The 12,207-nt window shown below is 63.2% G+C and carries 14 protein-coding genes; 10 read left to right on the forward strand and 4 right to left on the reverse strand.

The genetic code is table 11. The features are described 5' to 3' along the window. Positions 1–3 precede the first annotated feature (3 nt). Both NK8_RS38895 and NK8_RS38900 read left to right on the forward strand, forming a co-directional pair. A complete protein-coding gene (locus NK8_RS38895; protein ID WP_213234460.1) occupies positions 4–174 on the forward strand; it encodes a rubredoxin in 171 nt (56 codons plus the stop codon). Beyond that, complete coding sequence (locus NK8_RS38900) at positions 171–1,340, forward strand: NAD(P)/FAD-dependent oxidoreductase (RefSeq protein WP_213234461.1); 1,170 nt, start codon at positions 171–173, stop codon at positions 1,338–1,340. The genes NK8_RS38895 and NK8_RS38900 overlap by 4 nt, the downstream gene beginning before the upstream one ends. Before the next feature lie 141 nt (positions 1,341–1,481). Here NK8_RS38900 and NK8_RS38905 read toward each other — a convergent pair whose 3' ends face one another. Together NK8_RS38905 and NK8_RS38910 are read right to left on the reverse strand one after the other, a co-directional pair. Further along, positions 1,482–2,411: a LysR substrate-binding domain-containing protein gene (locus NK8_RS38905; RefSeq protein ID WP_213234462.1), complete on the reverse strand. Its 930-nt coding sequence runs from the start codon at positions 2,409–2,411 to the stop codon at positions 1,482–1,484. Positions 2,412–2,599: 188 nt separating this feature from the next. Continuing rightward, the gene (locus tag NK8_RS38910; RefSeq protein ID WP_213234463.1) at positions 2,600–3,457 is read right to left on the reverse strand and encodes an oxidoreductase; all 858 of its coding nucleotides are present in this window, start codon (positions 3,455–3,457) and stop codon (positions 2,600–2,602) included. Positions 3,458–3,576: 119 nt separating this feature from the next. On the opposite strand from NK8_RS38910, the gene NK8_RS38915 reads away from it, so the two are divergent. After that, the gene (locus NK8_RS38915; protein ID WP_213234464.1) at positions 3,577–4,512 is read left to right on the forward strand and encodes a LysR family transcriptional regulator; all 936 of its coding nucleotides are present in this window, start codon (positions 3,577–3,579) and stop codon (positions 4,510–4,512) included. 90 nt (positions 4,513–4,602) lie between these two features. Further along, positions 4,603–4,968 carry a BON domain-containing protein gene (locus NK8_RS38920; RefSeq protein WP_162069555.1) on the forward strand — a complete coding sequence of 122 codons (366 nt, stop codon included), beginning with the start codon at positions 4,603–4,605 and terminating at the stop codon, positions 4,966–4,968. 65 nt (positions 4,969–5,033) lie between these two features. Here the strand turns inward: NK8_RS38920 and NK8_RS38925 are convergent, their stop codons facing one another. After that, positions 5,034–5,396: an NUDIX hydrolase gene (locus tag NK8_RS38925; protein WP_162069556.1), complete on the reverse strand. Its 363-nt coding sequence runs from the start codon at positions 5,394–5,396 to the stop codon at positions 5,034–5,036. 224 nt (positions 5,397–5,620) lie between these two features. Between NK8_RS38925 and NK8_RS38930 the strand changes: the two genes are divergently transcribed. The 6 genes from NK8_RS38930 (at position 5,621) to NK8_RS38955 (ending at position 10,939) form a co-directional block, all read left to right on the forward strand. Further along, positions 5,621–6,370 carry a DUF2278 family protein gene (locus NK8_RS38930; RefSeq protein WP_213234465.1) on the forward strand — a complete coding sequence of 250 codons (750 nt, stop codon included), beginning with the start codon at positions 5,621–5,623 and terminating at the stop codon, positions 6,368–6,370. 138 nt (positions 6,371–6,508) lie between these two features. Beyond that, entirely contained in the window at positions 6,509–7,747 is a 1,239-nt protein-coding gene (locus NK8_RS38935; RefSeq protein WP_213234466.1) for a multidrug effflux MFS transporter, read from the forward strand. Positions 7,748–7,851: 104 nt separating this feature from the next. Next, entirely contained in the window at positions 7,852–8,061 is a 210-nt protein-coding gene (locus NK8_RS38940; RefSeq protein ID WP_213234467.1) for a hypothetical protein, read from the forward strand. A gap of 184 nt (positions 8,062–8,245) precedes the next feature. Beyond that, entirely contained in the window at positions 8,246–9,163 is a 918-nt protein-coding gene (locus tag NK8_RS38945) for an ABC transporter permease (RefSeq protein ID WP_213234468.1), read from the forward strand. Further along, positions 9,150–9,914, forward strand: a complete 765-nt coding sequence (locus tag NK8_RS38950; RefSeq protein ID WP_213234469.1) for an ABC transporter ATP-binding protein — start codon at positions 9,150–9,152, stop codon at positions 9,912–9,914. Before NK8_RS38945 ends, NK8_RS38950 begins: the two co-directional genes overlap by 14 nt. A gap of 26 nt (positions 9,915–9,940) precedes the next feature. Continuing rightward, a complete protein-coding gene (locus NK8_RS38955; protein ID WP_213234470.1) occupies positions 9,941–10,939 on the forward strand; it encodes an ABC transporter substrate-binding protein in 999 nt (332 codons plus the stop codon). A 47-nt stretch (positions 10,940–10,986) separates the two neighbouring features. Here the strand turns inward: NK8_RS38955 and NK8_RS38960 are convergent, their stop codons facing one another. Continuing rightward, positions 10,987–12,201, reverse strand: a complete 1,215-nt coding sequence (locus NK8_RS38960) for an SfnB family sulfur acquisition oxidoreductase (protein ID WP_213234471.1) — start codon at positions 12,199–12,201, stop codon at positions 10,987–10,989. Between the last annotated feature and the right edge of the window lie 6 nt (positions 12,202–12,207).

Raw genomic sequence — 12,207 nt, forward strand, 5'->3', positions numbered from 1 at the left:
ATCATGAAGATCTGGGAATGCGTGATTTGCGGCTTTCGTTACGACGAATCGCAAGGTTTGCCCGAAGCGGGCATCGCGGCGGGCACGCGCTGGGAAGACGTGCCCGATGACTGGCTGTGCCCCGATTGCGGCACCGGCAAGCAGGATTTCGACATGCAGGCGGTGACGGCATGAGCACTGATATCGAAGATCGCGTGATCATCGTCGGCACGGGCATGGCCGGTTATACGGTCGCGCGCGAATTGCGCAAGCTCGACAGGAACGTGCCCATCGTGCTCATCAGCGAGGATGCCGGCGATTTCTATTCGAAGCCGACGCTGTCCAACGCGCTCGCGATGAAGAAAGCGCCGCACGAGCTCGTCACGTTCGACGCCGGCGCGATGCGCGCGCAGCTGAACGCGGGCATCATCGCGCATCGCAAAGTTGAGCGCATTGCGGTGGATGCGCATGAGGTGATCATCAACGGCGCGCCGCTTCGCTACGCGAAGCTCGTGCTCGCGCTGGGCGCGGACGCGCGCCGCATTCCGCTTGTCGGCGATGGCGCGGCCGATGTGCTTTCGGTGAACAGTCTCGACGATTACGTGCGATTCCGGACGCGCATCGAGGGCGCGAAATCGATCGCGTTGCTCGGCGCGGGATTGATCGGATGCGAGTTCGCCAACGATCTCGCGCTCGCGGGTTATGACGTGACGCTGATCGATTCCGCCGCCACGCCGCTATCGCGATTGCTTCCCGAGCTGGCGGGCGATGCATTCGCGCGCGCGTTCGATCGTCATGGCATTCGCTTGCGGCTGGGGCAATCGGTTGCATCTGTCGACAGGCGTGAAGCGGGCTATGACGTCACGCTCGACAATGGCGAAGCAATCGGCGCGGATGTGGTGCTGTCGGCGATCGGTCTTGCGCCGCGCACGGTATTGGCGGCGCAGGCGGGACTCGATATCGACATCGGCATTCGCACCGACGCGTGGTGCCGCACCAGCGCGCCCGATATCTACGCATTGGGCGATTGCGCCGCGATCGAAGGCAAGGTGCAACCGTATGTCCTGCCGATCATGCATGCGGCGCGCGCCCTCGCTCGCACGCTCGCCGGCGAGCCGACGCGCGTCGATTTTCCCGTCATGCCGGTCACGGTGAAATCGCCCGCGGCGCCGACGGTCGTCGTGCCGCCGAACGAGACCGGCACATGGCGTTTCGCTCCGGCAAGCGATGATCCGCTCGACGGTCTCTCCGCCCTGTGCGAACACGCCGACGACAAGCGCGCGCTCGGCTTTGCTCTGCTCGGCGCGGCGACGCAAGGCAAGGCCGCGCTCATCAAGGCGATGGCGACGGGGTCCTTCTGAACCGGTCAAACAACGATAACGACGCAGCTTGCATCTGACCGACCAGCGTCGCGTTCGACGGTGAAGCCATGAAGGCCTGTCGCGTTGCATCATCGAATGAACGCATTGACGCCGCGCTTCGCACGCGGCGTCTTTTTGTTTTCATGCGATGTCGCTTACGAGCGTGCGCGAAACGGTCGTCACGAGCTTGCGCAGCCAGCGCGTCGCGGCGCTGCGATGCGTTCTCTCGTGCCACAGTTGATAGTAGGTCAGCGCGTTGGTCGCACCGGGAATCGGCTCGATGCGCAACGGCAGGATGCGCGCATAGTGCGACGCGAGCGCGCGCGTCGTCGTGAAGAGCAGATCGGAACGCACGAGCACATACGGCGCCATGCCGAAATAGGGTAGCGTGGTCGTCACGGTGCGCGTGAGGCCGTTGCGCGCGAGTTCCGTGTCGATGGTGCCCCACGCGGTCGTGTTATAGGTCGTGACCGAAAGATGCTCGGCGTTTTCGTAAGCATCGCGCGTGAGTTCGCCGGTGCCGACGGGATGATCCGCGCGCATCAGGCACACGAGTTCGTCCTTGCATAGCGGCTGCAGATGCAGGTGCTCCGGCGGCGTTCGCCAGTTGCCGATGACGAGATCGAGCAGGCCCGTTTCGAGGCCGTTCTCATAGCCGCCGTCGACCATCATCAGATGCTTGAATTCGAGCTTCGCGAGCGGCGCGGCCTGATGAAACGCATCGATGACGGCGGGCACGAAGAACACGTCGAGATAATCCGGCGAGCCGATGCGAAACGTGCGCGTGCTCGCGACGGGATCGAACGTGGTGTTCGGATGCAGGATCGCGTCGATGTTGCTGAGCGCCTGCGCGGCGGGCTCGATCAGCGTGAGCGCGTGACTCGTCGGCACCATGCGGCTGCCGCTGCGCACCAGCAAAGGGTCGCCGGTGATTTCACGCAAGCGGCGCAGTGCGATGCTCACCGTGGGCTGCGATTGTCCGAGCAGACTGGCTGCACGCGACACGCTCGACTCGGTAAGGAGCGTATGCAGCACACGAATCATGTGCGAGTCGATGCTTTCCCTGGACATCGTGGAGCTTGACCTCTGGCGTGGGGGGCATCTTGTGTTCGTCGTGGCCCTGTGTCGTCGCAATATACGGACGGATATTGCGATGGTCAACGCAGTGCCACTACCGATGCTGTCGCTGAAGCCTTATGCCGCCTGATTCATGCACGCGCGATTATGGTGAAAATGGTCGCGCCGTTATGTGCAAGCGATCAGACCGCGAAGTCCGTCGAAGCCGACAACTCGCGCCAGCTTTCCGTTTCCGCCGCGACATACGCGTTCTTTTCCGCGATCGCCTTCAGCGTGTCGGTGCCGAGCGCGAGGCGCAACGGCGGCGTTTGTGCATCGGCGAGCGTGAGGAGCGCGGTCGCGAGCTTCGCGGGATCGCCCGGCTGATTGTGATTCATGCCGACAGCGAAGCGCCGCACGCTGCCCGAGGTCGCATCGTAATCGTCGATGATGTCCTTGCCGACGAGAAGCGACGACGCATCCAGAAAGTCCGTGCGGAAGTAGCCCGGCTCGACGACGGTCGCATGAATGCCGAGCGGTTCGAGTTCCGCATGCATCGCCTCGGTGATGCCCTCGACTGCGAACTTCGTCGCGCAATAGACGCCGAAGCCCGCTGCCGAGCGATAGCCGCCGATCGACGACATGTTCACGACGTGGCCGCTCTTCTGCGTGCGCATGACGGGCAGCACGGCGCGCGTCACGTTGAGCAGGCCGAAGACGTTGGTGTCGAACATGCGGCGCACGTCGGCGTCGCTCGATTCCTCGACGGCCGCGAGCAGCCCGAAGCCCGCGTTGTTGACCAGCACGTCGATGCGGCCGAACTTCGCGATGGCGGCATCCACGGCGGCCTTGGCTTGCGCTTCGTTCGTGACGTCGAGCGCGACCGGCAGCAGCGCGGGCGATTCGCCCAGACGCTCGACGATCGCCGCGACGTTGCGACCCGCGGCGACGACTGCGTTGCCGTCGTCCAGCGCCGCCTGGGCGATCAATGCGCCCAGACCGCGCGATGCGCCCGTGATGAACCAGACGCGCTTGTATTGCTGTTGAGTGGCGTTGCTCATGATGTGCTCCGTTTGTGTCGGTGGTGAAGGTGAACGAAGCATAGGCCGTCCGATTCGCGCGAACTAGCCGTCAAACGCTAGACTGATAATCAACTTTAATTTGCGAATCGAGGCGCTCCATGAACGAGGTCCGTGCGATTTCGATCTTCGTGCGCGCCGCTACGCTCGGCAATCTGCGGCGTGCGGCCATTGATCAGGGGATTTCTCCGCAGGCCGCGAGTCACGCGGTGATGCAGCTCGAAAAGGAGCTTGGCGTGCGGCTCTTTCATCGCACGACGCGCAAGCTCTCCCTGACCGAAGAAGGGCAACGGCTCCTGCAGAATGTCGAGCCGGCGCTCGCGATGCTCACCTCGGCGATCGCGGATGCGCGCAGCGCGAAAGAGCACATCGCCGGTCCGCTGCGCATCAGCGCGCCGAAAGCGCTCGGTCGTGCGCTTTGGCCATCGGTGCTCGAGTTCGCCGCGCTCTATCCCGACGTCGCGCTCGACGTGCGTTTCGACGACCATTTCACCGATCTCGTCGAGGAACGCGCCGATGTCGGATTGCGTGGCGGCTCGCCGCCCGCCGGCGGCGCGATTGCGCGGCGGCTCGTGCCGATACAACTGATCGTGTGTGCGTCGCCCGCGTATATCGATCGGCATGGCGCGCCGCGTACCGTCGAGGCGCTCTCGTCGCACCGCTGCACCGGATATCGTCGCGCGAACACCGGCAAGCAGGCGCCGTGGGAATTCATGATCGGCGATGAGATCGTCTATCGCGAGATCGCCGCGACGCTCTGCGCCAACGATATCGATGCGGAAGCCGATGCCGTGCTAGCCGGTCTCGCGATCGGTCAGCTCGGGAGTTTTTCGGCGGTCGGGCATATCCGCGCAGGGCGGCTCGTGCCTTTGCTCGCGCGGCATCTGACCCAGCGCGAATCGATCTACATCTACTATCGGCATCGGACCGAGCAGCCGCTACGCGTGCGAACGTTCATTGATTTCATGATCGGGAAGCTCGCGGATAACGGCGACCTGTTTCTGTCGCCTGGAGAATTGCGCGCGTTCGCGAAATGAACGGCACGATCCCTGCGTTATGACGCAGCGCCGACTAGAATGCTTCGGGGCGCCATGTCCCGGCAGACATTCACCAAACTGGAGCAAGCGATGAAGACGATCAATATGCTCAAACTCGCAGCCGTCGCGTTGACGGTTTTCTCATCCGTCGCCGCATGGTCGCAAACCAGCGATGCGGCTGCGACTTCGTCCGCCACGCCATCGGCGAGTGCGGGCAGCTCGAAATCGGCGCTTCGAAAGGCCAACCGTGCGCTCAGCAAGAAGGTGTCTCAGGCGCTGCAGAAGGGCGGCATCGATACCGTGGGCATCAACGTGATCGCGAAGAACGGCGCCGTCACGCTCGCGGGTCATGCCGCGGACGGCACGCAGATCGACAAGGCCGCTTCGATCGCGAAGGGCGTGAGTGGCGTCACGTCCGTGAAGAACGTACTGACGATTCAGGAAGGCGGTCAGTAACGCGCGCACGGCGCGCGCCGCGATGGATGGTGGGCGCGCCGTCAGGACTTATCGTGAACAAAAGCTCAACGCTTGCCGTTGAGCGCCTTCACGATCGTCCTGGTGGGCGCACTGGTGGCGATTCGCTGGATGTCCGCGACGTGAACCCAGCGGCATCGAAGGATCTCATTGCTTGCGCGCGGCTTGGCGCTCTTGGGCACGTCGCAGAAAAAGACGTGATGATGCTTCTGCCTTCCCCGATGCTGGAACAGAAATTTCGCCGATTTGCCCAGAAGGCGCGTCTCTTCCTTGAGTTCACGTAGCGCGGCGTCCGGCAAGTGCTCGCCTCGCTTGAGCATGCCGCCGGGCAGCGCCCATTTCGCGCGACGTCGTGCAACCAGCAGAATCCGGTTGCCTCGTCGGCAGATGACCGTGGCTCGCTTCCTCAAACTGGCTCCGAATATCTATATCTTTTCATGGATGCGCAGGACGCGTCCTGCGAGCGCGTCTAAGTGTACTCAACACTTGCCGGATTGTGGAGCGCTCGATGACGGCGGCATTTCCCGGATTGCGCATTCGGCGATACGTGTTCCGCGTGTTCATGCGTGGCCATCGACCGGAAAAGTGTCACACTGGCCGCATCAAATGATTGCTCACTTCACGGAGCAGCATCATGGCGCGCAACGAATACGTTCTCTTCAAGGGCAAGCTCAGCCTCGGAGTTCCTTTTCTCGACGGCTATAAAGGCGATCCGCATTATGTGATCGTCAGCGAGGACGCGAACGGCAACTCGTTCGCCATTGTCACCAATGTGAAATCGGACAGCTCGCTTGCGGGGCCAGCGGGCTATCTCGTGCTGTATCTCTGGGACCAGTATTTCGATCATCCGATGACCGCCGATCTCGGCAAACTGCCTGTGGGCGTTTCCACGTCGAACTTCCCGAAGCTCGACTACGTGCACGACAAACGCCTGCTCGATCTGAACGCGATGCGCCCGATCGCGCTCGACACGAAGACCGAGCGCAACGATATCAATGCGTTGCTAAACGAGATGTTGCAGCTCGATATGTCGGCGGACGGCATCGATTACGTCTACAAGACGCCCGGCTATAGCGACAACCGGCTCGGATGGAAGCCTGCGAAGGACGTCACCGTCTACGGCTTCGGCTTCCTGTTCGAACCGGACAAGAACGGATTGCACGAAACGCACATGAATCAGGGCAACCCGAAACCGGGCAAGGGATCTCATGTGAAAGACCACTCGAACGAGAACGGCGTGTTTCAGGACGGCGCGGTGATGGTCGAAGTGGACGGCAAGTTTCAGGCGCTTTTCGTCGCGTTCCAGACGCAACTCGTGCCGACCGACAATCGCGGCCGGCCGATTCCGGGGCAGTCGCACCCCATCCTCAGCTCGCCGGCGTAACGCTGATGTCATGAACCGTGTGACGCTTCCGTGACGTGGACTTCATGCCGATCCGCGCGATGACAGGCACAATACGATGAATCCGCCATCCGTGCGGGCCCGGCGGAGACCGTCGGGACCCGTCCATTCATCGTCGTCATGACCCACACCGATCCCTCGAAGAATTCCCCGCGTTTCCTTTTGTTTCTGGTTTGCCTGTTCGCTTCCGCCGGACAACTCGCCATCGACATCTACGTGCCCGCGCTGCCCGCGATGGCGCGTTACTTCGCCACCTCGCCCCAGGCGATCCAGTCGAGCGTGTCCGGCTATATGGCCGCCTATGCGATCGGCCAGCTGGTGTTCGGCCCCATCGCCGATGCATACGGGCGCAAGAAGGTGCTGGCTTTCGGGCTGGTCATCTTCACGCTCGGCTGCCTGCTGTCGCTCGCGGCGACGAGCCTCGAAACCTTCCTGCTCGCGCGTTGCCTGCAAGGCTTCGGCATTGCCGCGACGAATCTGCTCGCGAAGACCATCATCACCGATTCGTTCAAGGGCCAGGCGCTGCTGCACGCTTTCACGTACATGGCGATCGCGTGGGGACTCGCGCCGATCGTCGCGCCCGTGATCGGCGCGCATTTGCAGACGTGGTTCGGCTGGAAAGCGTGTCTGGTGTTCCTGCTGATCTACTCGATCGTGATGTGGACGCTCGTGTGGCGCTACCGCGAGACCTTGCCGAAGCCCGTGCATCTCGAACTGCGCACGCTGGTCACGAACGCGGGCAAGGTGTTGTCGAGCCGCGTGTTTCAAAGCTGCTTTCTCGCGCAGGGTTTGTGCTACAGCATTCTGCTCGTGTTCAACATCGTCGGCCCCTTCATGGTGCAGAACACGCTGCACAAGCCGCCGACCTATTTCGGCTATCTGGCGCTTGCCATCGGCATGATGTACTTTCTCGGCGGCCTGTCCAACCGCATCTATCACGTGCGTCTGCCGAGTGCGGAGCAACGGCTGCGTATCGGTGCGCGCGTGATGGCGGGGGCATCGGTCGTCATGCTGCTGCTTTCGCTGACGGTCGGCCTGACCATCTGGACGCTTGCCGCGCCCGTGCTCGTGATGGGCTTCTGCGCCGGCGCGATGTACCCGACGCTGATGGCGAAGGGTAATTCGCTCTTCCCGCATATCGCGGGCCTCACGGCGGCGATCCTGGGCTGCGCGCTGTTACTGGTGTCGTCGGTGATGATGGCGCTGGCGGGCTTCGTTTCGGTGCAGATCCTGGCGCCGCTCGCGCTGTTCTTCGTGATTCTCGCGTTCACGGTTGTCGCGATGGTCACGCTGCTGCTGCGGCATCTGGAACAGTCGCAGGCCACTCGCACGATGCGCGGCGGCGCCGACGCGGCGTAATGCTTCATGGTGGTGCGCGCTGCAATGCATTGCAGAAAAGCTTGTTTGTCCACGCCTTTTTGACGGACTAGATTGGAACTGTCCACGCATCGAGGAGGCGAGCCATGCCGCACTTCCTGACTCATTACTGGCAGGCGTTATCAGCCCCGGCGGGGCGCGTGCGTAAGCACTTCACTCATGACGTAGCAGTGCCGGACGAATCCACGCGCGCGGAACAGCTCGAACATATTTCCGTCTACGCACGCGCGGGCTATTTCAACATGGGCTACACCGTCGACGCATTCCAGTTGCCCGGAGAATCGCCGCTGCACTGAAGCGGGTCAGCGCGACCAGGGCGCCTGATGCGGTGCGCCCCACGCACGGCCGCGCCTTTTTATAATCTCAGGAATCCAAATCACGCGCGGCGCGCATAGCATCTCGCAAAGCCTTGGTTTGATGCGAGGACAGGCAACCGTAACATCGGACGTTCCACTCCTTTCCGATTTACGTCGAATGCCCATGAACGTCCCTCGCTTTCCGTCGGCCACGCTTGGAATCGACCCCGGCGCGGCGCAAGATCGCACCACGAGCACCGTCGCCCGCGCCGGCGATCCGCGCGCGCTCATCGATCTGCCAACGCGCGCCGTGCGCCGCCGTACGGCGTTCCAATGGTCCGCGCTGCGCTCGCGCGCGTTGCGTGTAGGCGTGCCGCTCGCGCTCATCGTACTGTGGCAACTCGCAACGTCGCTGCAACTCGTCGCGCCTGAAACCTTGCCGCCGCCGACAGTGATCGTCGCCGCGCTCAAGGAACTGATCGCCGATGGCGAGTTGCAAAGCGCGATCGGCGTGTCGCTGATGCGGGCGGCGACGGGCCTCGCGATCGGCGGCGGCATCGGCTTGTTCGCTGGCCTGTTCGCGGGACTGTGGCGCGTGGGCGAGGAGATCGTCGATGCGCCGTTGCAGATGCTGCGCACGATTCCATTCATCGCACTGATCCCGCTTTTCATCACGTGGTTCGGCATCGGCGAGGGCGCGAAGGTCGCGGTGATTCTCGCGGCCACGATCTTCCCGATGTACCTCAACACGTATGCGGGCGTGCGCGGCGTCGATCCGAAGCTGCTCGAAGCGGCGAGCGTGTTCGGCCTGTCGAGCCGGCAGATCGCGCTGCGCATCATTCTGCCGACGGCGCTGCCTTCGATACTCGTGGGCGTGCGCTATTCATCGGCGGTGGCGCTGCTCGCGCTCGTCGTCGCGGAGCAGATCAACGCGCAGAACGGCATCGGCTACATCCTCGTGAACGCGAACCAGAATCAGCGCGCGGACATCATCATCGCGGGCATTCTGGTGTATGCGGCGCTCGGCATCGTGACCGATCTCATCATGCGCGCGCTCGAACATCTCGCTCTTCCATGGAGGCCGCGTTTTGAACTCGCCTGATATCGCGTTGACCCGAACCGTGCGCGACGAACGCGAGACCGCGCTCGAACTCGACAGCGTGAGCCGCGTATTCGACGGCCGCGCCGTGCTGAAGGATGTCTCGCTCAAGGTGAAGCGCGGCGAGTTCGTGTCGATGCTCGGCGCCTCGGGTGCCGGCAAGACGACGCTGCTGCGCATTCTCGCCGGACTCGATCAGGCCGACAGCGGGCGCGTGCGCGTAGCGGGCGCGCGCTCCGTCGTATTTCAGGAGCCGCGTCTCGTGCCCGCGAAACGTGTGTGGGAGAACGTCGTGATCGGTCACGACCGGCTCAACGCGGCGAAGCCTTCCGCGCTCGCCGCGCTCGATGAAGTAGGCCTCACGCGTCATGCCGATGGCTGGCCGAAGACGCTCTCGGGCGGCGAGGCGCAGCGCGTCGCGCTGGCGCGCGCGCTCGTGCGCGAGCCGAAGCTGTTACTGCTCGATGAGCCTTTCGCCGCGCTCGATGCGCTCACGCGCATCCGCATGTATGAGCTCGTCGCGCGTTTGTGGCGCGCGCATACGCCGGCCGTCGTGCTGGTCACGCATGACATCGATGAGGCGATTCTGCTGTCGGACCGCATCGTCGTGTTGTCGCAAGGGGAGATCAGCGCGGATGTCGTCGTCGATTTTCCGCGACCGCGCTCGCGCAGCGACGAAGCGGCCATCGCGCTCAGAACGCGGTTGCTCGCCGAACTCGGTGTGACACAGGATTCGCCGCAGAAGGCGGCATAACCCTTTCATTCACTCATCACACTCCCATGCGTATCAGGAAACGTTTTACCGCTCTATTCGTTGCGAGTCTGTTCGCCGTGTCGGCCTCGGCCTTTGCCGATGAACCGCTCACCTTGACCATCGGCACGCAGGATGCCGCGTGGCCGCTCATCGTCGAAGCGTCGCATGTGCTCGACGGCGCGCCGTACAAGGTGAAATGGGCCGTGCTCACGGGGCCCGCCGCGCAACTGTCCGCGCTCTATTCGAAAGTGCTCGACGTCGGGCTGATGGGCGATACGTCGCTCATCATCGAGCAGGGCAATGCGCGTGCGCCGTGGACGCCCGAGACCGCGCCCTTGCAGATCATCGCGGGATGGCGCAATCCGGACAGCGGCTATCCGCCGATCGTCACGGTCGTGCGCAAGGATGCGGATGTCAGGAATCTCGCCGATCTGCGCGGCAAGACGTGGGGCTATAACTTCGGCGGCTTCAATTATCTGCAATACGTGCTGTCGTATAACAAGGCGGATCTGAAGCCGAAGGACTTTCAGGGTGTGAAGTTCGGCGATGGCAACGTGTCGGCGTCGGCGTTCAATGCGGGGCAGGTCGCGGTGTATTCGGGCGGCTATGGGCCGGTGAAGGAAACGGTCGACAAGGGCGATGCGCGCGTCGTCATCAAGAGCGATGAGCTGGATATTCCGGCGTTGTCCGTGTTCACGGCGCGCACGGAAGTGCTGCGCGATCCGGCGAAGAGCCGCGCGCTCGGCGACTTCCTCGGGCGCCTGAAGAACTCGTGGACGTGGTGGGCGCAGAATGTGCCGGCTGTCGAGAAGATCTATCTGGAGAAGATGAAGCAGAGCCCGGCGCGCGCGAAGTTCTCGGCGGAGAATGGACGCTCGGTGTTTTATCCGCTCGACAAGGCGCTCGTCGCGCGAGAGCAGCGCATTGCCGATACGCTTTATCGGTCGGGCGATATCAAGAACAAGATCACGGTCGATATCGAGTTCAATCCGGTGTTCGATGCGCAGGCGGTGGCGGCGCGGTGAACCACATCGGCTCATGCGAAAAGGCGCGCCGTGGAGCGCGCCTTTTTTCACTCATCGATCGCTGTATAAGGATGCGCGTACGTGAACGGATCACACAGCAGCTCATTCAACGCAAACTGCCCCACCGCGTGATACTTCCACCGCACGCTATCGTGCAGCGTGTGCGTTCTTGCATTGCGCCAGTGCCGGTCGAGGTTATGCGTGTCCAGTGTCGATTGCGTGCCCGCGAGTTCAAAGAGCTTGCTGGCGGCATCGAGTGCGAACTGCGTCGCGAGTATCTTCGCCTCGGCCGTGGCGACGATCGCCGCAGCCACATCGGCGCGCCCGTCTGCGTCACGCGCGGCATCGATCGACGCGGCGGCACGCGCCGTCAGCGCCTGCGCCGCGTGATAGTCGACCGTCAACGAGCCGATGTCGCGCAACGTGTAGGGATCGTCGACCGCGCGCGTCGCAGCGCTGCCACGCGCCGGATGCGATAACGCCTTCAGGAACCGCTTCGTATCGTCGAGCGCCGCGCGCCCGATGCCCAGGTCGATCGCCGCATGAATGAGCTGCGATACCGCGTTCGCCGCGTCGATATGTCCGCTTCGGCCACGCTTCACGATCTGCAATGCATCGAGTTCGACGTGATCGAGCCGCACCTGGCCGCTCGCCGTCGTGCGCTGACCGAAGCCCGACCAGTCGTCGATGACCTCGACGCCGCGCGCGTGCCGTGCGACGAATGCGGTGACGGTCAGGCCATCGTCGTCGCGCGCCGCGACCGGAATCCAGTCGGCGAACAGCGCGCCTGTCGAATAAACCTTGCGGCCGGAGAGCACGAAGCCGCTTGCGCTGCGATGCACGCGCGTCTCGTGCTCGGAAGGCAAGCGATCGCCCGGCTCCGCGGTGGCGTTGCCGAAACGTTCTCCCGCGAGCGCGCGGGAAAAGAAGAAATCCTGCTGGCTCGGCGTGCCGTCATGCCGAAGCCGTTCGAGCGTGGCGAAATGATTTTGCGGAATCTGTCCAAGCGACGAATCCGCCGCCGATATCAGCTCGAACACGTCGGCGATCGTGCGTACGGAAACATCCGCGCCGCCGAACGCGCGCGGCACGCTGATGCCCCACAATCCCGACGCGCTGAATGCCTCGACTTCGTTCACGGGCAAATGCCGCTCACGGTCGCGATGCGATGCTTCAACGGCAAATTCACGCGCAAGCCGACGCGCGATTTCGATTGCTTCGTCATCCGATTTGATGATGCTGGCGCGATGAATGCTGTTCATGGTGTC

Source organism: Caballeronia sp. NK8 (assembly GCF_018408855.1).
GTDB lineage: Bacteria > Pseudomonadota > Gammaproteobacteria > Burkholderiales > Burkholderiaceae > Caballeronia.